Annotated in this window: 14 protein-coding genes and 2 pseudogenes; 4 read left to right on the forward strand and 12 right to left on the reverse strand. The window is 44.7% G+C overall.

The genetic code is table 11. The features are described 5' to 3' along the window. Window positions 1-232: 232 nt before the first annotated feature. Complete coding sequence (locus ACE1CM_RS15350) at window positions 233-1,264, reverse strand: hemerythrin domain-containing protein (RefSeq protein ID WP_374878382.1); 1,032 nt, start codon at window positions 1,262-1,264, stop codon at window positions 233-235. Window positions 1,265-1,790: 526 nt separating this feature from the next. Here ACE1CM_RS15350 and ACE1CM_RS15355 point away from each other — a divergent pair. The 4 genes from ACE1CM_RS15355 to gntT all read left to right on the forward strand — a co-directional run bounded on the left by ACE1CM_RS15355 (window position 1,791) and on the right by gntT (window position 5,073). After that, window positions 1,791-2,312, forward strand: a complete 522-nt coding sequence (locus tag ACE1CM_RS15355) for a DUF2231 domain-containing protein (protein WP_374878383.1) — start codon at window positions 1,791-1,793, stop codon at window positions 2,310-2,312. A 92-nt stretch (window positions 2,313-2,404) separates the two neighbouring features. Beyond that, window positions 2,405-2,821 carry a DUF2809 domain-containing protein gene (locus ACE1CM_RS15360; protein ID WP_374878384.1) on the forward strand — a complete coding sequence of 139 codons (417 nt, stop codon included), beginning with the start codon at window positions 2,405-2,407 and terminating at the stop codon, window positions 2,819-2,821. After that, window positions 2,799-3,020, forward strand: coding sequence for a DUF167 domain-containing protein (locus ACE1CM_RS15365; RefSeq protein ID WP_374878385.1), 222 nt, complete (start codon window positions 2,799-2,801; stop codon window positions 3,018-3,020). The genes ACE1CM_RS15360 and ACE1CM_RS15365 overlap by 23 nt, the downstream gene beginning before the upstream one ends. 649 nt (window positions 3,021-3,669) lie before the next feature. Continuing rightward, the gene (gene gntT / locus ACE1CM_RS15370) at window positions 3,670-5,073 is read left to right on the forward strand and encodes a guanitoxin biosynthesis MATE family efflux transporter GntT (RefSeq protein ID WP_374878386.1); all 1,404 of its coding nucleotides are present in this window, start codon (window positions 3,670-3,672) and stop codon (window positions 5,071-5,073) included. 76 nt (window positions 5,074-5,149) lie between these two features. Here gntT and ACE1CM_RS15375 read toward each other — a convergent pair. The 11 genes and pseudogenes from ACE1CM_RS15375 to ACE1CM_RS15425 form a co-directional block, all read right to left on the reverse strand. Further along, a pseudogene (locus ACE1CM_RS15375) lies at window positions 5,150-5,767 on the reverse strand (Uma2 family endonuclease). Beyond that, entirely contained in the window at window positions 5,764-6,627 is an 864-nt protein-coding gene (locus tag ACE1CM_RS15380; protein ID WP_374878387.1) for a hypothetical protein, read from the reverse strand. Before ACE1CM_RS15380 ends, ACE1CM_RS15375 begins: the two are co-directional and overlap by 4 nt. A 68-nt stretch (window positions 6,628-6,695) precedes the next feature. Continuing rightward, window positions 6,696-6,884 (reverse strand): hypothetical protein, encoded by a 189-nt coding sequence (locus ACE1CM_RS15385; protein WP_374878388.1) that lies wholly within the window; start codon window positions 6,882-6,884, stop codon window positions 6,696-6,698. Window positions 6,885-7,406: 522 nt separating this feature from the next. Next, on the reverse strand, window positions 7,407-7,937 hold the full coding sequence (locus ACE1CM_RS15390; RefSeq protein WP_374878389.1) for a GtrA family protein: 531 nt from the start codon (window positions 7,935-7,937) through the stop codon (window positions 7,407-7,409). Window positions 7,938-7,968: 31 nt separating this feature from the next. Next, entirely contained in the window at window positions 7,969-9,624 is a 1,656-nt protein-coding gene (locus ACE1CM_RS15395) for a glycosyltransferase family 39 protein (protein ID WP_374878390.1), read from the reverse strand. Window positions 9,625-9,698: 74 nt separating this feature from the next. After that, on the reverse strand, window positions 9,699-10,940 hold the full coding sequence (locus ACE1CM_RS15400) for a macrolide family glycosyltransferase (protein WP_374878391.1): 1,242 nt from the start codon (window positions 10,938-10,940) through the stop codon (window positions 9,699-9,701). A gap of 241 nt (window positions 10,941-11,181) precedes the next feature. After that, window positions 11,182-11,766 (reverse strand): class I SAM-dependent DNA methyltransferase, encoded by a 585-nt coding sequence (locus tag ACE1CM_RS15405; RefSeq protein WP_374878392.1) that lies wholly within the window; start codon window positions 11,764-11,766, stop codon window positions 11,182-11,184. Window positions 11,767-11,781: 15 nt separating this feature from the next. Continuing rightward, a complete protein-coding gene (locus ACE1CM_RS15410; RefSeq protein WP_374878393.1) occupies window positions 11,782-12,996 on the reverse strand; it encodes a macrolide family glycosyltransferase in 1,215 nt (404 codons plus the stop codon). Next, window positions 12,950-14,137, reverse strand: coding sequence for an MBL fold metallo-hydrolase (locus ACE1CM_RS15415; RefSeq protein WP_374878394.1), 1,188 nt, complete (start codon window positions 14,135-14,137; stop codon window positions 12,950-12,952). Before ACE1CM_RS15415 ends, ACE1CM_RS15410 begins: the two co-directional genes overlap by 47 nt. 48 nt (window positions 14,138-14,185) lie before the next feature. Then, on the reverse strand, window positions 14,186-15,010 hold the full coding sequence (locus ACE1CM_RS15420; protein WP_374878424.1) for a thioesterase domain-containing protein: 825 nt from the start codon (window positions 15,008-15,010) through the stop codon (window positions 14,186-14,188). Window positions 15,011-15,070: 60 nt separating this feature from the next. After that, window positions 15,071-23,149: pseudogene (locus ACE1CM_RS15425) on the reverse strand (amino acid adenylation domain-containing protein); the annotation flags it as partial. Between the last annotated feature and the right edge of the window lie 20 nt (window positions 23,150-23,169).

Below are 23,169 nucleotides of genomic sequence, written 5' to 3' on the forward strand. Positions count from 1 at the left end.
TAGAAAACCGGGTTTTTTGGCTGGTAAAAACCCGGTTTTTTATGTAAGCATAGGGCGGGGGGGGGGGGCCCCCCCCCACCCAAATTAAAATGGTGTTGGGGGGGGGGGGCGGCCCCCCCACCCCCAACTAATTTTATATCTGTTGGGGGGGGGGCGCCCCCCCCGCCCTATGCTTACATAAAAAACCGGGTTTTTACCAGCCAAAAAACCCGGTTTTCTATAAGTCAGATGACTACTTCATCGCAGCTGCCATCTTTTCCATGAATTGGGATTTAACTGTCTTGAATTCGGTAGCCATTTGCTTTTGCTGTTCGTCGCTGAAGTTGTCGCGAATCTTCGGGAACATTTCGTTCTCTTCTTGACGCACGTGGTGCATCACAGCATCCATTAGCTGTTTAACTTGGTCTTTGAAGTTGGAAGAAGAGGGGCTGAGAGTTTTAATTTGCTCCAGCATTTGCTTCATTTCGGCTTGTTCTTGATACAGCTCTTGGGTATCTTCGTAATAAGGCCGCACTGCCGGATAAACGATTTGCTCTTCAGCTTCAGAGTGAGCGCTCAAGTCTTTGTAAATTTGACCGAAGAATTCTTGAATCTTTTGAGGATCGTCAGTTGATTGGATCTCGCCGAACAGGGTATTTACCTTGGTGTGATCCATGCGGATGAGATCGCGGATGCTCATTTCGGTATCGGTACGAGTAACGACGCTACCGGCGACGCCTGTGAAGGCGGCGATCGCATCTTGCACCCGTGCCCAAATGCCTTGATCTGGGTCTTTACCCGTCAGTTCGCGAACGCCCAAAATTTCCAGAATTCCCTTGAGTTGCTCTTGGTGAGCGCGGTTTTCAAAATTGAGCGTATTTAACGGAGTAATTGCGGCTTCGATGTCAGCGCCAACGACTTGAGCTGCTTTGTGAATCAGCAAACCTTTCATGACTTGACCGTGTTTGAGCAGTTCGTGTTGAGCGAATTTCTCAAATAGAGTCAGTTCCGAACCTGACATCAATTTGCGAGTTTTTTCAACCATTTCTAAAGTGGTTTGTTTTGGCTGTCCCTTGACACCGTATTGCACAATCACCGTATCGAGAACGCCCATGTTTTTTTGGTCGTCGCGGTGCATATCGCGCAGGCGATCGCAAATTTCTTGATCCGCGCATTCACCGCTCAGGGTTTGCTCGTTTTCAATTATCAGGTTTTGCAGCGCTTTCATATCTTCTAAAGCACCTGCGATCGCTAAACGTTTGGTGTCGTCAAGAGTCGATACCATGACTTGGTTCTCCTTTTGTTCTTCTTAAACAATGCCAAAAAAGCACTAATAGAATCTTGTCAGGTAATCTCTATTGATTTCATCTTTCTTTTGACTGAAATCTTTCTAGCTGCTGACATTTTTTGGGCTGAATTAATGTAGTTAAAAACCCGGGTTAATTATACTATCTACAGTCAAGGGCATAAGTTCGGCAATCTACTTAGAGATAGAGAATGTTGGATTGGTTGTTCCACCGTAAGACAGATACGAGAAAAAAAACGATATTTTAAAGTAAATCAAAAGCTTGCCATCCCCTGAGTAAATTATTGCGTTTAGGGTTAGGTATACCGCTCGACCGATTAGCTATTAACTCAAGTTGCTAGTTATGAGGTTAAGCGTTTTCGATCCCCCTAAATCCCCCTTAACAAGGGGGACTTTGAATCCGGTCCCCCCCGCTGTTTTGGGGGGTTAGGGGGGATCGAACCGACAATATTTGTAACTAGCAACTTGCGTTATTAGCCATTACCCATTACCAAGATAGAAAAATATGACGCGAACTCCAGATATCCCACCCGTTATAGAAAGTGACGAAAGAGAATATCGCGACACGGGTATACCGAGTACGGTAGCGATCGCAGGACATCCCATCCATCCGGTTATCGTCACCCTACCAATCGCTTTTCTGGTGGCGCTACCGTTAACCGATATCGTCTACTGGTTCACGCAAGATGCGTTTTGGGCGCGAGCCTCTTTTTGGCTGGTATTAGCTGGGTTGGTAACCAGCATCGCCGCCGCCCTCACCGGGTTAATCGACTTCCTGAAAATCGAACGAGTCCGCAAGCGCACCGCTGGGTGGGCGCATCTGTTTCTTAACGTAACTGCAATGGCACTAACGCTGATCAACTTAATCTTGCGTTGGGGTAACGTCGCCGGAGCAATTTTGCCCACAGGGATAATACTTTCTATCATTGTCGCCACCCTTCTCGGTGCTTCGGGTTGGTACGGCGGCGAACTTGTATATCGCCATAAAATTGCCGTAATTGGCTACGGCAATCCTCACGATCCTTAACAGTTCAGCGTTCTCCTCGACATTGATAATTTCACCTGTCCGAGCAATAAGCTATACTCGGACAGGTGTTTTCCTTTGGTTTAACTAAAATCTTGGTTAAAAAAATAACTATTCGCAACTTAACCATCCTCTCGCTGTTAGTTTCGTTCCTACTCGGCTTGCTGACTAAGTTTTACACTGGCCCTGCTCAGTTTGTGGTTAATAATTATGTCAGCAGCATTCCCTACGAAATTTGCTGGTGTTTGTTATTCTTCTGGCTGATTCCCACTCGCAAGGCGGTGCAACAAATTCCAATTTGGGTTTTCATCGTCACTTGCATCCTCGAAGTTTTGCAACTTTGGCATCCGCCGTTTTTAGAACTGCTGCGCTCTAACTTACTGGGCAAACTAATCTTGGGTAGTCAATTTGACGCTTGGGATTTTATTGCCTATGTTATAGGCAGCTTTTTGGGTTGGTTATGGTTGCGGCAAATTTGGCAGATTGGCTATGAAAAAACAAGTCAAGGTTAAACCGAATTCAAAACGTCAAAGTATCGAAGAACAACCCGATGGTAGCCTGACGGTACATTTAAAGTCGCCACCAGTGAATGGTAAGGCGAATGAAGAGTTAATTGCACTGTTGGCAGAAAGGTTTAACGTATCAAAATCAAAAATCAGCATTAAGTCAGGTTTAGCGTCAAAAACTAAACTGGTTGAAATCGATACTTAGAACCCACATTCCGCACCCTCAACAGTCACATAGATAGTGGCAGAAGCCTGACCGGGTGACAACCCCGTCAAAAGCCAAGATCGATATGCCGACCGCACGCGCAAGGGACGCAGATGGAGGCATCTTGGGGTAAAAAAAGATGGGGTCATTCTTATCAACAAGCCCCATCAGTTGAAAATGCACATGGGAATTCAAAAATATGTTGGTCGGCTAACCGAATTCAAGCGTTCGCAGCGCCGACACAGTAGTTTTTGGATTGGATTATACGGTCAATCTTGGGTAGTGGGAATGGAATTTTGTCAAGAAATTATAGTTGATTTAATGAGAATAAGACGCAACAAACTGGCATTCTTTCATAGAGGTTTGAGGGCTATGTCCTTAGATTTTACGCATGTTTTGACGGCGTTGTTATCCCGTCAGATTTAATATTCTCACCCGTTCGGCAGTCAAATTAGAATTCTGTCACTGTCTATGTGACAGTTGAGGGTGCGGAATGTGGGTTTTCAGGTAATATTATTTAGTGCAGTCGCAGCCAGCCGCGCTCGACTGCATTTTGTTGTATTTTGGAGTCATTTTTGCAGACATTATAGGTTTTTTAGAGCGAGCAGAGGTTAGTATAAATAATAGCTATCTTTGATTAAAGATTTCTATGGAAAACAACGCAAGTCAATCGATAGATCAGACACTCTCAAGCCAAAATCACCTCGTTCCTCGCTTCTTCCAAATGGCTCTAGCCAATGTCCTCTCCAACATCATGGTACCTCTGGCGAATACGCTCAACGTGGCTTTTTTGGGTCATCTGTCAGAGCTAGATCACCTAGCGGGGGTTGCGCTAGCAGGAAACCTGACTAGCTTAGTCTTCCTGCTTTTAATTTCTTTGCGGATGAGTACCACTGGGCTGACTGCTCAAGCGGTGGGACGAGATGACCAGGAGGCAATACTACTGGTAGGACTGCGTAATAGCTTAATTGCTCTGGCGCTTGGTGTTGCCATTGTAAGCTTGCAGCACCCTTTGCAAGAACTGGGGTTTGCCCTGCTCAGTGCCACCCCAGAGGTCAAAGCTTCAGCAATTACCTACTTCAATGCCCAAATTTGGGGAGCACCTGCCGTTTTGATCAACTTTGTCCTAATTGGTTGGTTTGTAGGACGGGAAAAGAATGGCTTAGTTGTGCTGTTGTCCCTCGTTGGTAATGTTGCCAATATCGCACTTGACTACCTGTTGATTATCCGGTGGGGCTGGGAAAGTATGGGGGCTGGAGTATCCTATACTACCAGCCAGTATTTGACTTTGTTAGTGGCCTTGATTGTTTTCTGCTTAGAAGTCAAGTGGCAAGATTTACGAGCTATAACTGGAAAAATTTGGGATACCTCAGCTATAATCTCCATCTTTTCGTTAAATGGAAACATTTTTGTCAGCAATTTTATTTTTCTGTTAGCTATCTTAATCTTCAACTACGAGAGTGCAAGGCAGGGGACAATTACTTATGCTGAAAATGCCTTACTCTTACAGGTATTTTTATTCAGTAGTTATTTTACTGAAGGACTGGGATTTGGCACGGAAACCCTGAGTGGAAACTTTAAAGGCAAAGGAGCTTCCGACCAGCTAGTAGCTCTAGTTAGGATTTCTGTGGGAACCAGTCTGCTAGTGGGGATTGCTTTGGCTGGTGTGTGTCTGCTATTTCCTCAAACTGTATTTGGGCTATTAACCAACCACACCGAAGTCACCCAACACATTGATCTTTATGTTTTTTGGTTACTACCCGTCCTAGTATTTAGTTCAGCAGCTTTCATGCTAGATGGATACTTCTTGGGTTTAGCAGAAGGCCATACCCTCCGCAATATTAGCTTAGCGTCGTTTGCCGTGGGATTTCTACCTGCAGATGTTGCCTCTTTTTCTTTTCATAGTAACGATAACCACATCTTGTGGTTAGCTTTGTCTTTGTTCTTAGGAGTTCGACTGGTGCTGTTTGGAGTACAGCTGCCCAGGACATTTAAAACCGAGATGACGCACCCAGCACTTTCACAATCGGTTATTACTGAGGCGAAAAATTAATCTATTACAAGCGTATTTTCAGCGACATATTTGGAAGAAAAGGTGCGGGGTTTCGCGCCTTTTGTGTGAGTTGTTTTCACAAACCTGCTTGAAACACCTGCTTGGCGGTCAGGTTCAACCCTGAAAACGTAGGCGACTCAATCCGCTCATCCTCCCTAAACTGTTTGATCCGATACTCCCCATCCACCAGTTCGTAGACCGACAGGGTAGGGCGCTTGGGGTCGCCGATGTAGCGCTTACCTCCCAGTCCCAGGTAATCCACGATCCAGTATTCGGGAATAGCGATTTCTTCGTAGTCCCGCAGCTTGGTTAAGTAATCGTCCCTCCAGTTAGTGCTGACGACCTCTACAGCTAACCGGACTGAGCTTCCCATCGTGATGATGGATTCTTTTTTCCAGCGCGGTTCGTTTGCGAGTGCGGGTCGATCCAAGACAAGTACGTCTGGCGAATAGCCCGATTTGTCGTCTTGAGATTTAATCGCGTACTCTTTTGGGACAAGGTAAGGCAGTTGCTGACGCCGAATCTCTAAGAACACTTCGCCGAAAATAAATCCGGCTACATCCGAATCGTCGCCAGTTGCTAAAGGCATTTCAACAATTACCCCGTTGTGTAGTTCCTAGCGGTGGGGAGAGTTCTCTGGATACCAGTCGATGAACTCGTCAAAGGTCACCTGTTTGGGAATGGCTTGGATCATGGTGCTTTCTCCTTTGGCTTGGTGGGTTGGGACTGTGCCCGTCTAACTTGGAGCTTCTCCTCTTTGCTGGCTTTGAGGTACTTGGGTGGCTTGGCGGTTGGTGGTAGTTTGAGCGAAACAAACCCAAAAACGTCTCTACCTGGCAGAAATCTGGCTTTCACCCCGACAAACCAGACTTGCTCTTGCTGTTCTTTGTCCAGAGAAGGGTTGAATCGGAACGGCTTTACCGGCGCGTCTTTCCACAGAATAGGTATATGGCTAGCTTTCATAAATGCGACCTTGCGATCGCTCTTAGCCTCCTTTATATACGCCAGCCTTTCCTCTGTAAAGTTTTTCAAAACGGTTATGCAGGGAGTTTTGCAAACGGGGATGAACTGCCACAACCCACATAGATTGAATTCAAAATCCTCAAGCCCCACCGAACGTAGGTAACCATTCTTCCCCTCAAACCCGACCACTTGAAAGCCTACCTGATGAGGCTTCCCCCCTGGTAGGTGGGTGATACGCGGGTAGACAAGCAAGCGCTGGGTAGGGGTGTTCGCCTTGATATTCAGTTTCAGCGCTGCGAAGCCTTTTTTGTATCTTGGGGCGTAAAAAAGCGGGTATTGCTTTCCTCCGATGGCGATCTCTGCCTTTTCCCCCTCGAAAGCCACATCCCCGACGATAATCCCGACCGCTTGAAAAAAAGCGTTTTCCTCTGGCTTTTGTTCGGTAGTTTCGGGGTCTGAGCTTGTCTCAATAGGTTCGACCGCTTTGGGTGGATCTGGTTGTGGCGGTTGCGGTTTGGGTTTGAGTGCCACTATCGCCGGTAATGGTGGCGGGTCTTGCTGTGTAGCTTGTCTTGGCTTTTTGGGTGGCATAGGCTTCTGTTGGTATAGTTTGGGCTGCGAGTGTTCCCCTCAAGCTTTTTAAAATTTAATCAACTTGATTATATCTTCCCGTCTTCTTTGGCTTTCTTCACGGACTCTTTTATCAACACGGCAATCATTTGATAAATCGTTCTACTGTCTGCTGCTGCTGCTAGATTTTCAAAGTCTGTATCTAGTGCCGGATCTACGTAAGCCGTAACTCTTCTGACCTTGGTTTTTGGCAAGGTTTGGACGGTGGTTGACTTCATATCTCGCCTACCTTACGTCTTTTTTAAGGGGTTTTCTCCTCCATAGTACCATAGATTATTTTTCAGATCTGGTACGCCGCAATCAAGCAGAAACAAGCCTGAGTAGATAACCAGGTAATAGCGGCTAAAACCCTTACATACCAAAAAACGTTTTAACCAATGAACAACCCAAACAATGGGAGATTGCCATCAGAAAAACAATCGGGGATTGCCATCATAAATTGATTCGCGATGCCCTTGCTTTGCAGTGCCTTTAAGTCAGTGCATTTGCCAGTTTGATCCCGCTATTCTGTCACTCTGATGCAGCTAAAACCCAAGCGCAGCTTATGGATAAGCCACGTCGAGATCGACCAACCCTCAATGCATGTAGATGAATATTGTCTTCGCTCATTGCTGCTACTGTACTACACGGAGTTAGAAACCGCTGTATATTTTCAGCTAAATATACATATAGAATATAACGAGCTTTTAGCAAGCATTCCAGCCGATATCACTAGGGCAGCGATTAGTCGATGCGGCAGCTTACATTTCTCGTTCTAAACAGGAAGAAAATTTTTCTATATCACCTTCTTTCACCTGCCAGTTTAGCTTTAGGTTGAGCCAGAAATTCCACAGGGTAACGCAAGCGATCGCCACCAACTTGGCGATATATTCATTCACTCCAAATCTATAAAACAGCCAATTGACGATTAAACTATTTAAAATTAACCCAAAAAAACAAATCAGATTGAATTTGAAGAAACGTTGTAATCGCTGACTGTTTGATTGCTGAGCTTGAAAAACATCACTAAAAGTCCACACATCATTCCAAAGGAAATTGTTAATAATTGCAACTTCTGTTGAAAGCATAGCACTGGGAGTTAGCGCTAAACCTAACGACTTGTGCAGGATATAAAACACTCCCAAGTCTACCGCTACCCCACCTAAACCCACTACAGTAAAACGGATAAACCGAGCCACAGGCAACCAGGAAAGACATAACTGCAATCTTGGATAATTAATCTCCTGTAGGAGATTCTCTCTACTTTTATTTTTTTGGTATTCTTTACACACCTAAACTACTTCTCCTATTTCAAAAACTTTTTTATTTGTTCTGAAGTTTTTCGATTTGCCACAGTTCTGAAAGTGGATCGGCTAATGTGAGTGAATAGGTTTTATCCTTCTTAAATCGAGCAACCAAGTTTGGGCTATTCGTCATATCATAATCAAACAAAAAGATATTGCTGGCTTCTTGAGGGAGCAGTGGCAGATGGTCCCCTTGTACAATTAATAAATTGATGTTTGAATTCAAAAAATGACTTAAGATTAGCAAGTTTCCGATATTATAAATATGGTTGCTAGTTGATAATAAAGGATTCTCGAATTTATTGATATATTTAACCGTTGCTAGAGAAGATTGATTACCTATTTGTAGCCACCAAGTATCAGCTTTAAAAAGCATCACATCTGAGACTAGTCCAGCCAACAGAAATCCAACCATTAAACATTGCCAAATTGTTTGCTGCCAGTGCTTATCATGCTTCTCAGAGAAGATATAGACACCTAAAACATAAGCAACAGCAATTTGGATGCTGAGGTATAAAGGCAACTGATACCGAAAAGCAGTAGAGCGAATTCCTCCCACAATTAGATCTGGTAACAGCAAGCAGATAGATGGAACCGAGCCTAACAAAATCAGAAAAACACTAAATCTATTTAGTCTTATTTTAAAGATAAAATATAAAATATATAATATTAAAACTAGAGAAAATATGACAGCAATCATGCTGTCATATATATGACTCTTTTCCCAAAATGATTTATTAACCCAAAAATTATAGAAACTCAAGTTAATATCAAAAAAAATTCGAGTGATATAAGTCAGTAAAATAGCAATTAAATCGAAAGGATTGTCTAATTTGAAGAATGATAAATGGGACGTTAGTTGTTGCGCTATACTGAGATGAGTGATAATTACAAATAGCCAAGGAATAAAAATAAATAACCCAAATAGAGTCCCTAAGAGATAATTGACAAGGGTTTTGTTAAAGCGAAAGCGTTGTTGAGAAGCCACATAAATGCCATGCGCCAGTGCTACTAAAGCGGTGAATAAATGAGTGTACAATCCCACAGCTAAGGTAAAGGCATATATTGCCCAGTTCCAGAAAGTTTCCTGTCGAAGAGTTTTCAACAAGGCAGCGCTGGATACTAGAATTGTTACCATCCAAAAACCGTACTGGCGTGCCTCTTGAGCTAAGAAAATTTGCAAGGGAGAAACAGCCATTAGAGCAATTGCCACCCATCCCACAATTGGGGACTCGAACAACTCTAGACACAGCCAATACACGCTCGGAAATATCAATAGACTGATCGCCGCTGATAAACTCCTCACTCCAGCTGTTGAATCCCCAAAAACTTGCGCCCATAATCTCACCATCGCATAATACAAAGGGGGATGCTGCGGGTCTGAGGTCATTAAATAACGAACAGTATCATTGACGCCTCGGTCTGGGTTAAGATGTTGATATTTATCCAGGGCAGCAACAGGAATCACGCGCTCATTAGAGACTTCTTGTCGTACTTCAGCGACAGTATGACCAGAAATCGCTAGAGAGGTAAAAGCTTCATCGTACCAGAGCGCTTTTTGACCCAAATGGGCAAAGCGAAAGAAGATTCCTAATCCAATCAGGAAAATCACTAATATTTTTAACCAAATCGGGGGATTTTGCTTAGCTATGGGAGTTGGTTTTTCTAAATTCATTGTTTAATTAAAAGGCAATGACTTCCGAATCTACTCTTGAGTAATGTTTCTTCTTCGCTACGAGCCATCCAGCGTTATTTAGGTGTGCTTGCTCGTTGTTTTAATTCTAAAATCTTGTCAACTGCCCTTTGAGTGCCGCCTGCTTCAGCCAAGGATTTGCCTAATCGCTCCACATTGCGACGAATGGTCGAATCCTGCATTACCTTTTCAACCAATTCGCGCAATTTCTGCGGCTGAATGTTTTGCTGTTTTACCCATACTCCCACACCCGATTCCTTTATCCGACTGGCTATTAAGTAGTGATCAGCAGCTTGAGGAAATACAACGAGCGGCACCCGGTGCTCTAGTGCTTCCATAGTGCTAGTCATACTAGCATGAGAGATGAAAACGCTAGCATGCTTGAAGATTTCTAGTGGTGGTACATCATTTCTGAGAATAAAGTTAGGCGGAATCTCTCCCAACAACCGCATATCCACAGACTTGCCTACTTTCATCACTACTAGATGGTTGCTATAACCAAACGCTAGCAGGCACTTTCTATAAAAGAGAATATTGTCAGTAAAAACCGTTCCTAGCGAAATATAAATCACCGACTTCCCCTCAATATCTGCTAAGGGAAAGTCATGAGTAAGGCGTATGTCAGCTACGCACTGTCCTGTGAAAATATAACTATCGTCGAACAATTCGCGCTTAAATTGGAAGGCTTCCGAGGTGAAGACAATATTCAGATCGCCCCGTGCGTGGAACAGATCGTTCATTTTCAAGTCTTCCACCAGGTATTGTTGTCTCAATCGCGCCCAAAGGATTCTGTGTTTGTAGACCAGTCGCAGTTTTTCAAGAGGTGTGTAGAAGTTGGCATCTGGAAACAAACACGGTAACACTGGGAAAAAATGAGGCGGTAGGAACGTTAGCAACAGCTCTGGTGAAATCGGCGGCAAAAAACTAGGTGGTACGATAACCGCTGCATGATTTGACACTGTGGGAAGCTCCAGCAATTTACCGAGAAGGTGTCCCCAGAGACAGGTTGCATCAGCAATGATTAGATTTGGGGGGGTACGTCGAAATTGTTCTAACAAAATCGGCAACACTTCTAGGCTAGTTTCTATCAAATAAGATTTGCCTGATGCTGAACTAAATAGATCTACAGTAGACGGGAGCGCTTGAAATTGTACACCGACTTTTTCAATCAGATGTCGGAATTCTTCAGTGCAATAGTATTCTACTTTTTCTCCACGTTGAGCTAGTTCCTGTGCTATCCCTAGACTAGCATTAATATGTCCGTAAGCAGGGAAGTTAAAGAAAACTATATTTGACACTTTATTTTATCCTTGCCTTATTTAAAGGAAGAAAACATCTCAAAAACTTGGTTGCGATTTAATCGTTAACCCCATAGCATAAGAAGTTTTTTAGAATAATTCTGCGTTGAGCCGCATAAGAATAATTATTATTCTGTATCTATTTTCTTCATTTCCTGGAACTCTCCAGACCCAACAGCTTAAAGTGCTTGTATAAAGAGCTATTCAGGTTTTCGAGCGTGCCATTCACGTTCCTAGCCTTCTACACAAGTTCTATATATATCATTCGTGTGTTAATAGAAATACTTTGAGGTGCATATGTCCAGCCCAAAATCAAATAATCCTCTAAAGCATTTAAAACTTCAACTTTTGAATGCTCGTACATAGTCATAGGAACAGCTTGAATTAATTCATCCGTGACACAGTCTAGCCCCAATACAATAGCTTTTCGAGCAATTCTATTGATATGTTTGAGACAAGCCTGAATATCTTCTACAAACAACAGTGCGCCTAGAGAAACTACAAAATCATAAGATTGATTTTCAATTTCAGTCAGAGCATCTTCTATTGTCTGATGTATGGTTTTATAACCTCGTTGAGAAGCATATTGAAGCATGCCTGCTGAAACATCAACTCCTGTATACTCAAAATATCCTGACAAAAAATCACTCACCAGTCCTGTTCCACATCCAACATCTAAGATACTTCCTCTTTGAAGATTATACTTTTGAAATAGTTTTTTTACTTCGTTATAATGTTGCACGTTGAATTCAGGGCTTTGCACCTTTTCATCATATCGGTCAGCAACTTCATTATAATTCTTTTCTACGACATTTATTTCTTTCATGACTTTATCCTTTATTTAAAATCTGCTAAATTGCTGTTTTAATTCTAGAATCTTGTCAACGGCTCGTTGAGTCCCTCCTGCTTCTATTAAGGATTTGCCTAATCGCTCCACGTTGCCACGAATTGACGAATCCTGCATGACCTTTTCCACCAATTCGCGCAATTTCTGTGGCTGAATGTTTTGCTGTTTAACCCATATTCCCGCACCTAACTCCTCTAATCTATGGGCTGTCAAATATTGCTCTGAATATTGAGGAAACAAAACTAACGGAACTTGGTGAGTTAGCGCATCCAAAGTACTCTGCATGCCACCATGATAAATAAAGACGCTAGCATACTTAATAACTTCTAGTTGTGGTACAAAATTCTTGACAATAAAATTAGGCGGTATCTCTCCAAGTAAATTAATATCCACAGAATTACCAACAGTCATTACTACAGTATGCTGGCTATTTCCAAACGCTTGTACGCATTTTTGAAAAAAGGGAATATTCTGATTGAATACTGTCCCAAGTGAAATATAAATCACCGACTTTCCTTCAATTTTCGCCCAGCAAGACTCCGGTTCAAGTGAGCTTTTGCTGTAACACGGACCAGTGAAGATGTAACTGGAGTCAAAGTTTTCTCGCTTGATCTGGAAAGTTTCAGATGTGAAAACAATATTCAGATCGCCGTGGAAGAAGAGCATATAGCGCATTAGCTTGAACAAATCGTTCTTTTTCACCCGCTCAAACTGATATTTTTGCTTCAACTGAGTCCAAAGGCTTCTGTGTTTGTCAACAATTTTTGCGTTTTCAGAAAATCTTCTGATGCAGTTTGGTGCTAAAAGTACTGGAAGCGGTGGAATAAATCGACGTGGGACAAGGTGATGAATGTGGGTAGCAACTGTGGGAAGCTTCAGCAACTCACCAATAAGGCATCCCCATAAGCACGCTGAATTAAAGATAAGTAGCTTTGGGCGATCGCGTTGGAAATGTTCCAATAGAATCGGGATCGCTTCCAAACTGGTTTCCATCGAGGCAGATTGCGGCGTTGCGGTTTCGTCCAACCACAAATCTGGATTGGCAGGAAGCTGATGGAATTGGGCACCTACAGACTCTATTTGATTCCGGAATTCCTCATAACAATAGTAATCTACCTGTTCTCCCCGCCGCACTAACTCTTGCACTATTCCGAGAGTGGAATTAACAGTTGAGTGGGCACGTAGGTTGAAATAAACGATGTTCGACATTATACTGATTTCTGTTGGTTGATAGCCCGTACCCTTGATCGCCAAACAAGATCACGCTCTGATATGCCTCCGGCATGATTCCGAATTCGATATTGTCCTCTGTAAGCCGGTTCACCAGAAAGTCGAAGCCAACGGTCAAATCTCTATCATCCAAGGGCGTGAGGATCTGAGTTGGTTCCAGTTTAAATTGGAGGTCATCCCAGTGGATGGGAATCACAAGCTTAGGATGTAACGTGTCCACGGTCTGATCGTAGAAGTTCTTTAGGAAGTCCCGGTACTCAGGGCACACCGGGATCTGGGGCATCGGCATCTGGGGCGACGTCTCGGGCCTCACCGTCTGGGAGCCCGCCGTTGCCATTCCCAGGAAGAGGACATTAACCGGCGGCACTTGCTCCAGCGCACCCCAGATGTAGTTGGCAGAGGGCTTCACCAGAATAGAGCGATCGCGATGCTTGATCACAAAGTCAAACGAATTACCTTCTACATAGTTGAGGAGCATTGTGGGTTGTGTGAGCGGTGCGCCAATGACCTGACCCAGGTCATCGTTGACTCCGGGAGTAGGACGCGAGTGCTGGGAACGCAGGACGGTCACAGTAAACTCGCCAACTTTCACTTCCTTTCCCGGATCGTACAGCGTCATTTTATCTTCGGGTACGCCTCCCCCTCGACCAATGTTCAGAGTCGATTCTGACCCGTACAATTGCGCTTCAGTCTTTTTGGCAATATAGGCAACATCAAGTGCATGGTCAAAGTGGCTGTGTGCGACAAACAGCGCCTTGAGTCTGTCAACTTTGGCGTACTCGGATAGCGCCTGATTGACCCAATCCTTGTTGGTCTCAACTTCCTGTTGCGGATCCTTCCACCACTCCGGTACACGCGTGATGTAGCCATCCACCATCACTTGCGTTGTGCCGTCATCAAACAACAGCATAGTTGTTCCAAACGAAGTAACCCTGATTTTCCCGTCTATGAGTTCCTCGTTGGACTTGGCCAGGTAGTATTTACTGTAGTCGCCGATGCTCTTTGAGGAAAGAGCAATGGCTTCTTGGGGAGTGAAGAAGTCTGGATAAACGACCCCAGCGGCTGCGATTAACACAACCAGAAGCGCAATCCTGATAGTTTGTAGGAACCTCTTATTCATTTTTCTTCTCCGTAAGTCAGCGATTATGCTGTTTTTCGTATACTTAAATCAGTAAGGGGACTGTAAGCCAGAAGAACTCCGACCTGTCAAAGACAATAGGTATGTCCTCAGCCGTTCGGCTATGACTTGGGCGTTAGGAGCGTAATTCATAGTAATGTGATTTCCTGGGACTTCATGAACCTCTAATCCTCCCGCTGCCAAATTGACCCAAGCTAGCTCTGGGTTTTGGGGATTGGTTGCATCTCGCTCGTTAGCGCGGAAGAAGATGGCGCGACCTGGGTAGATTCGTGGTATATAGCTCCGCATAGCTTGAACGTCTACCTTGAAGATATTAAAGAAGAAACGGAGATCGGAAAGCCCGTAATCAGGCGGCAATCTCATAGATTGTCTAGCCTCCTCCAAAAAGTGGAGCAATCGCTCGTCTGGTTCAAGCTGCCTGAGATGGTCTAAAGAAACGGAAAGGTTGGCACCGACATTAAGTATATAAGTCAAGATTTGCAGCTCATCATCTTCTATTTTTACCGGCATTTGACCAGGACCTGGAGTATCTATAAGAGCGAGCAGCGCTACTTGTTGACCTAGCGCCAGCAATTGCTGTGCCATCTCGAAAGCCACAGTGCCTCCAAAAGAAGAACCCCCAAGAAAATATGGCCCTTCAGGCTGGACAACGCGCAGTGCTTCAATATATTTAGTCGCCATCTCTTCAACTTGGGTGAGTGGTTGTGTTTTTCCATCTATGCCTTGTGCTTGTAACCCATAGACTGGATAATCTGAGCCTAGACAACTTGCCAAATCGCGATATATGTAGACGTGTCCGCCAACCGGATGTATTAAGAAAAGAGGTTGTTTAAAACTACCGGACTTAATTTCCACCAGTAATTCGGGCAGGGCTTGCTGAGGTGGTCGGTTGAGAACGGTAGAGGCTGAGGCGGTTTGTTCTATTAATTCAGCCAAACTCGCAATAGTGGATGAACTGATTAAGCTGTGGGAAGACAATTCTATTTTCAGGGTTTCACATAATTTAGAAATCAGGTGAACTGCTAGCAAGGAATCTCCGCCCAATTCAAAAAAGTCATCGTAGATTCCCACCTGCTCAATACCAAAGAAATTTTGCCAGATTTGGGTTAGAGTCCGTTCCAGCTGACTGCGGGGAGCAACATAGGGATTTGGTAAATTCGGTCTTTTTGAGTGGAGTGAGGATAAATCTTTCTGTGGAGACTTTGCATCCAACGTTTCAACATCCGTCTTGACAGGATCATCAAGGCATACCCTATGGGAATTTAACTCTTTTTGCATGCCTGCAACTTGAGGTGGTTCAATCCAGCAACGCTGCCGTTCAAACGGATAAGTCGGTAACGGTAGGCGATGACGTTGGCAACCAGCATAGAATCCTGACCAATCTACTTGTATTCCTGCAAGCCAGAGTTTGCCTAATGCGTTCAACAAAAAGGCAATATCAGATTCTTGGTCTTGGGGATGTCTTAATGAAGGAAGTATAATCTGTTCTGCCGCTTTATCTAAATGTTGTTTCGCGATCGCGCTCAGCGTCCTTCCAGGACCAACTTCTAGTAAAACCCACTCTTGTTCTTGCAACAATGTTTGCAAGCCTGAACTGAAAAGCACAGTTTGGCGTAAATGTCTAGCCCAATAATTTGGATTTGTTGCCTCCTCTGCTGCGATCCAAGTTCCGCTGACGTTGGAAATATAGGGAATTTGAGGGGGTTTCAGGTTGACTTTTTTCACCTGCTCGGTGAATCTCTCTAAAATGGGTTCCATCATATAGGAATGGAAGGCATGAGAGGTATGCAAGCGGCGGCATTCCACCCCTTGTACTAGGAGTTGCTGTTGCAGTGCTTCTATTGCATCTGTGGTACCTGAAACCGTGCAAAGGGATGGCCCGTTAATTGCAGCTAGGGAGAGTTTATTGTTAAGGAGGGGTTGCACCTGCTGTTGGGGAAGCGGTACAGCAAGCATCGACCCTGAAGGCATTTGCTGCGTGAGTTGCCCCCGTGCAGCAACGAGGGATAATGCTTCTTCCAATGAGAAAACCCCTGCAAGAGTTGCTGCCACATATTCGCCAATGCTGTGACCGATTGCAGCTTTGGGATGCACGCCCCACGACATCCATAATTTAGCTAGGGCATACTCAATGGTAAACAGTGCAGGTTGTGCAATCGCAGTCTGTTTCAACTGTTCTACCGCTTGTTGGGTGACTTCTTCACTAGGGTACAGGATATCCCGTAAGTCAAGTCCCAAGTAAGGTTTAAGGAGTTCTGCACAAAGATCGATTTGTTCGGTAAATGCAGATTCTTCTTGGTAGAGTTCAAGAGCCATATTCACATATTGCGACCCCTGACCGGAAAACATGAACGCGACCGGGCGATTTTTAGATTCTTGGACGTTGGTAAAAATTCGTTTCGGATCTTGGGTAGAAAGTGTATTGACAGCATCTTCTGTGTCACAGCATACTAATATCCGTCGATGGTTGAAAGCTTTGCGACCAACCCCTAGCGTGTAAGCGACATCAGCCAGGTTAATATCAGGATGATGATTTAAATGTTCAACCAAATTTGCCGTTGCGGTATCGAGTGCAGTCTCAGTTTTGGCGGAGAGTACCAACAACTGAAACTTTCTTCCCGACTCCCCAGATTCCTGACTCTTGTACTCAAATTCAGCAGGAGTTTCCTCCAAAACGACGTGTGCATTAGTACCCCCGATACCAAAAGAACTGACCCCAGCACGGCGAGGAGTGCCATTTGTTTCCCACGGGGAGAGTTTGGTATTGACGTAAAAGGGACTATTGGCGAAGTCAATTTGGGGTGATGGTTGTTCAAAGTGCAAGCTAGGTGGCAGCAACTTGTGTTTAAGTGCTAGAACAGTCTTGATCAGACCTGCCACACCGGCTGCCGTATTCAAATGTCCGATATTGGTTTTCAGCGAACCGATTGCACAGAAGCCTTTGTTCTGGGTACTGGCACGAAACGCTTGTGTTAGCGCTGCGATTTCAATGGGATCTCCCAGAGGAGTTGCAGTGCCGTGAGCTTCTATGTAAGTAACTGTCTGGGGATCAATTCCAGCTACAGCCTGAGCTTGAGAAATGACTGCCGCTTGACCATCTATACTGGGAGCTGTATAGCCCACTTTCAATGAACCGTCGTTATTGATGGATGAGCCTTTAATCACTGCATGGATGTAGTCACCATCGGCGATCGCATCTGCTAGGCGCTTGAGAACGACAATTCCCACACCATTACCGCCTACAGTTCCCTTTGCTTTAGCATCAAAAGTTCGACAGTGTCCATCGGGAGATAAAATTAAGCCTTCTTTATACAAATAACCTGTCTTTTGCGGAAGATGGATGGAAACGCCACCTGCGATCGCTATGTCGCATTCGCCATTCAACAAACTTTGACACCCCAAGTGTACAGCAACTAATGAAGTAGAACAAGCCGTTTGTATGTTAAGTGCAGGTCCAGTGAGGTTGAGTTTGTAAGAAACCCGAGTCGCCAGATGATCTGGAGCATTGCCAAAACTCAGGTCATCAAAGTCGTTCAACTCTAAAATGTCGCGGTTGGGATAAAGATTTTTTAGTAAATAATCATTCCCGCCACACCCTGCGTAAACCCCGATCAACCCCTTGTAGTTTTCTGGGTTATAACCGGCTTTTTCTATGGCTGACCAAGCACATTCTAAGAATAAGCGTTGTTGCGGATCTATCAATTCAGCTTCTTTGGGACTATAACCAAAAAAATAAGCATCAAATAGCTCTATGTCTGACAATACACCGCTGGCTCTTACATGTTTAGGGTTATTTAGCCACTTTATGTTAACACCTTCGGCGACCATTTCTTGTTACGAAAAAAATGATATAGATTCTATCCCGTTGCATAGGTTATTCCATAAGGAATCTATATCTTGAGCTTTTGGAAACTGACCCGACATAGCAATAATGGCTATATCAGACTGATGATGCTGTCTAAGTTGCCTTTGTTGTTGCATTGAACCTTGGCGAGCGCGAAGATTCGTCCTATCACCATTGCTTTGTTTTGAAGCATCTTGTATACTTAGGTAATTACTTAAGTGTTCGCTCAAAGAATGTATAGTTGGGTATTGAAACATTTCAACTACTGACAACTTCACTCCCAATATTTTTTGCAATTTGTGGTGAGCCTGAACCACAAGTAACGAGTGACCTCCTAACTCGAAGAAGTTGTCATAAATCCCTACTTTCTCTACATGAAGTATCTCTTGCCAAACAGCTGCGACGATTTGTTCGACCTTAGTTTGCGGCATTACATAAGTTGCATCAGGTCTAGTGGTGTGATCGGGGACTGGTAGGTTGCGGTGGTCTACTTTACCGTTGGGTGTTAAGGGCATTGCCTTTAATATCACAAAGGCATTTGGTACCATGTAGTCGGGTAGCTTACTTTTGAGGAAGGCTCGTAACTCATTAACTGTGGGTAATGCTGCTTTTGGTTCTGTCCCGGTCTTGGGCACAACATAGGCGACTAGGCGCTTATCGCTCTGGATATCTTCTCGGACGATGACTGTGGTTTCTTGAACTTGGGGGTGAGTAGCTAGCACCGTTTCAATTTCTCCAAGTTCGATGCGGAAGCCGCGAATCTTCACCTGATTGTCAATGCGACCGAGGTACTCAATATTACTATCTGCCAAATATCGCACCAGATCCCCAGTCTTATATAATTTTGAATTGTTAAAGGGGTTGGGGATAAATTTTTCAGCGGTTAAATCCGGACGGTTGAAATATCCCCGTGCCAGACCATCTCCACCGACGTACAATTCTCCAGAGACACCGATGGGAACCGGTTGTAGACTGTGATCAAGCACAAAACAGTGAGTGTTGGCTATGGGGCGACCGATGGGAATGGTTTTTGCCCCTTCTGGAACAGTTTGTACCAAATACCAAGTGGTGAATGTTGTACTTTCGGTAGGTCCATAAACATGAAGCAAGCGTACAGGTGAACCATTCTTCAGCACTTGTTTGACCCACTGAAGCTCGACAGCTTCTCCTCCAAATAGAAGGTGTTTCACCGAGGAGAAAGCAGACGGGACTTCCCTTGCCACCAAATTGAACAAAGCGGTCGTTAAGAACAATACAGTAATGCTTTGCTCAAGGAGAGCATCTGCAAAATTTAGGGGTGAAAGGGCTACGTCCTTAGTTATCACAACGAGCTTCGCCCCGTTAAGTAAAGCTCCCCAAATCTCGAATGTAGCAGCGTCGAAAGAACTGTTCGAGACTTGAGCAATTACATCTTTTGTCTCTAAGTTAATGTAGTTTGTGTTAAGTACCAAACGGTTCACTGCCAGATGAGGAACAGGAACTCCTTTAGGTAACCCTGTTGAGCCAGAGGTATAAACGACATAGATCGTTTTGTCGGGTGTCACACTGGTTTTACAATTTTCATGGCTTTGTTGGGCAATCACCTCCCAGTCTGTATCCAAACAGACAATACGTGCTTGATGTTTGGGAAGAGACTCTACTAACTTCGCCTGAGTTAGCAGCACTGGCACTTGAGCGTCTTCTAGCATGAAGACCAAACGCTCTAAAGGATAGGTGGGGTCAAGCGGCACGTACGCGCCACCAGCTTTGAGGATGCCAAGCAATCCCACTACCATCTCTATGGATCGTTCTACGCAGATCCCCACTAGCACTTCAGACCCCACGCCTAGGCTTTGCAGGTGATGTGCTAGTTGATTCGCCCGTTGGTTGAGTTCTTTATAGGTCAGTTGCTCCCCTTCAAAAACTACCGCAATAGCATCAGGCGTAAGCGTTACCTGCTCCTCAAACAATTGGTGGACACACTTATCTTTGGGATACTCTTTTGTGGTGTTGTTCCACTCTACTAATAGCTGGCGTTGCTCTCGCTCCGTTAGCAGGGGCAATTCAGAAATTGGTTGTTCTGGATTCGCTACAATACCTGACAGCAGAGTCTGGAAATGTTCTGCCATACGAGCGATAGTGTCATTGTCAAACAAGTCACTATTGTATTCCCATGAACATATCAATCCTGAGGAGGTATTCGACATTGATAGAGTCAAATCGAACTTCGCCGCTGTAGTTTCTACTACCAATGGACTTACAGTTAAGTCAGGCAGATCGAAAGAAGGCAAGGGAGAGTTTTCCAGCGTAAACATCACCTGGAACAGGGGTGTGTGGCTTAAGGAACGCACTGGTTGCAATGCCTCTACCAACTCTTCAAAGGGCAAGTCTTGATGAGCGTAAGCTCCTATTGCCACTTCCCGCACCCGACTTAACAACTGCTTAAAATTGGGATTGCCGCCGAGGTAGGTACGCATTACTAAGGTATTGACAAAAAAGCCAATTAACCCTTCGATTTCCTTACGGTTACGATTAGCAATGGGCGTGCCCACTAGGATGTCATCTTGCCCTGTATAGCGATAAAGCAATGTCTGAAATGCTGCTAATAGCGTCATAAACAAGGTGACTCCCGTGCGCTTGCTCAGTTGGATGAGTGCCACGCTCAATTCCTGGGAAAGAGCCAAAGAATGATACGCCCCTCGATATGTCTGAACAGCGGGTCGCGATCTGAACGTGGGTAATTCTAATAAACCCGGAGCATCCTTTAATTGTTGCTTCCAGTAGTTAAGCTGTGTTGACAGTATCTCCCCAGTCAACCACTGCCGCTGCCAAACAGAAAAATCAGCGTACTGTATGGGTAATTCTGGTAAAATTGGAGCTGAACCTGCACAAAATGCTGAGTAAAGTGTTGCTAACTCTGAGTAGAGTACGCCCATTGACCACCCGTCAAAAATAATGTGGTGTACTGTTAGCAGCAAGACATGTTCTGTTTCGCTTGTCTGTAGCAAAGTTGCTCGCACTAAAGGCGAGTGTTCCAAGTCAAAAGGTTTCATTGCTTCAGTAGTGGCTAATCGTTGCGTCTCGGCTTCAATATCGCTTGACGGCATATGACGCAAGTCCACCACTTGCAATTTTAAATTCAGAGTAGAAGCGATAACCTGAACGGGTTTACCTTCTATTGTTGCGAAGCTTGTCCGCAATGCTTCGTGGCGACGGATAATTTCGTTGAGACTGAATTCTAAAGCAGCTACATTCAGTAGACCGCAAAGACGCAAGGCTATTGGTATATTGTATGACTCACTATTTGGGTGTAATTGTTCAATAAACCACAAGCGCTGCTGTGCAAAGGATAATGGAATTTCGGCTGCTCTTGAAATCGGTAATAGAGGCGAGACTTTTATAGATTGCCCCGGAGCGATCGCAATCTCAACACGCTCAGATAGAGAGGCAACAGTAGGAGATTCAAACAAGCTACGTAATGGTAATTCCACTGCTAAGGTGTCGCGCACCCGAGAAATCACTTGAGTCGCTAGTAACGAATGTCCACCCAGTTCAAAGAAGTTGTGATGAACACCCACAAGTTCAATTCCCAGGACATCTGTCCAAATGCTGGCTAGCATCTCTTCAATAGGAGTTCTTGGGGCTACTAATGACTGTTGCAGTTCGTGTTGAAAGTCTGGTGCTGGTAGGGCGCGGCGGTCTACCTTGCCATTTGGGGTAAGCGGTAGAACATCTAAGATAACGAATGCTCCAGGTATCATGTAATCAGGCAGTTTCTTTTTGAGAAAACTGCGCAAGTCGCTGGTAGTGTACGCGGAGGAGTTGTTGGGAACAATGTAGGCTGCCAGCACTTTGCGGTCTGGTATATCTTCTCGCACCACAACTACAGTTTCTCGCACTGCTGGGTGCAAAGCGATCGCCGCCTCAATTTCTCCAAGTTCTATACGAAAACCCCGAATTTTTACCTGATTATCAATTCGACCCAGAAACTCAATATTACCATCAGGTAAATAACGAGCACAATCACCTGTTTTGTAGAGTCTGGATCCCCTTTTGTCGCTATAGGGGTGGGAAATGAATCGGGAGATCGTCAAGTCGGTATCGTTGAAGTAGCCTCGTGCCAGAGCAATGCCGCCGATGTACAGATCTCCGTAAACTCCGATAGAAACTGGTTGCAGTTGAGCGTCTAGTAGGTAGATTTGGGTGTTGGTGATGGGACGACCTATCGGCGGAAGTGCAGGCCAATCTGAAGGTGAACCTGTTAAAGTGAAAGCTGTGACCACATGACTTTCTGACGGCCCGTATTGATTGTGCAGCGTGCAATTGTTAAGCTTGATAAACCAATCGGCGATTTGTCTGGTTATCTGCAATTGTTCGCCAGCAGTGATAACTTCACGAAGATTTGTGGGAACTGTTTCGGAACCATCAGCGACCAAGGCCAGTTGCTGTAGAGCTACAAAGGGAAGAAACAATCTGGCGATCGCTTGAAGCTTAAGAAAACCCAATAACTGGACTGGATCTCGTCTTACTTCCTCTGAGATTAAGACCAGCATTCCCCCGGCACACCACGTAGAAAATATCTCTTGAAAGGAGACATCGAAACACAGAGGAGTAAATTGCAACGTTTTTGCGCCTTGAGGCAGTGTGGAATTTTCCAGTTGCCATAAAATCAAATTAGATAAGGGACGGTGACTCATAGCCACTCCCTTTGGGAAGCCTGTAGAACCAGATGTGTAGATAACGTAGGTCAGATTTTCGGGCGTCACACCACTGGCAGGGTTTCCCTCACTTTGTCTGGCAATGATCTCCCAGTCGATGTCTAAGCAGACCATATGTGCTTGGTGATCGGCAAGAGACTCGACTAATTGCTGTTGAGTTAACAGCACCTGCACAGAGGAGTTTTCCAGCATGTAGCGCAAGCGTTCCAAAGGATAGGTTGGGTCAAGCGGCACATACGCGCCACCAGCCTTGAGGATGCCAAGCAATCCCACTACCATCTCTATGGATCGCTCTACACAGATCCCTACTAGCACTTCTGGCCCTACACCTAGGCTTTGCAAGTGGTGTGCGATCCTGTTTGCCCGTTGGTTAAGTTCTTTATAGGTCAGTTGTTCCTCTTCAAAGACTACCGCAATAGCATCAGGCGTAAGCGTTACCTGTTCCTCAAACAACTGGTGGATACACTTATCTT

The organism is Microseira sp. BLCC-F43, assembly GCF_041929235.1.
Classification (GTDB): Bacteria; Cyanobacteriota; Cyanobacteriia; order Cyanobacteriales; family Aerosakkonemataceae; genus Microseira.

Coding starts and splice junctions, on each gene's coding strand:
- ACE1CM_RS15350 (WP_374878382.1), bottom strand. CDS start 1,264: ATGGTATCGACTCTTGACGACACCAAACGTTTAGCGATCGCAGGTGCT.
- ACE1CM_RS15355 (WP_374878383.1), top strand. CDS start 1,791: ATGACGCGAACTCCAGATATCCCACCCGTTATAGAAAGTGACGAAAGA.
- ACE1CM_RS15365 (WP_374878385.1), top strand. CDS start 2,799: ATGAAAAAACAAGTCAAGGTTAAACCGAATTCAAAACGTCAAAGTATC.
- gntT (WP_374878386.1), top strand. CDS start 3,670: ATGGAAAACAACGCAAGTCAATCGATAGATCAGACACTCTCAAGCCAA.
- ACE1CM_RS15380 (WP_374878387.1), bottom strand. CDS start 6,627: ATGCCACCCAAAAAGCCAAGACAAGCTACACAGCAAGACCCGCCACCA.
- ACE1CM_RS15385 (WP_374878388.1), bottom strand. CDS start 6,884: ATGAAGTCAACCACCGTCCAAACCTTGCCAAAAACCAAGGTCAGAAGA.
- ACE1CM_RS15395 (WP_374878390.1), bottom strand. CDS start 9,624: ATGAATTTAGAAAAACCAACTCCCATAGCTAAGCAAAATCCCCCGATT.
- ACE1CM_RS15405 (WP_374878392.1), bottom strand. CDS start 11,766: ATGAAAGAAATAAATGTCGTAGAAAAGAATTATAATGAAGTTGCTGAC.
- ACE1CM_RS15410 (WP_374878393.1), bottom strand. CDS start 12,996: ATGTCGAACATCGTTTATTTCAACCTACGTGCCCACTCAACTGTTAAT.
- ACE1CM_RS15415 (WP_374878394.1), bottom strand. CDS start 14,137: ATGAATAAGAGGTTCCTACAAACTATCAGGATTGCGCTTCTGGTTGTG.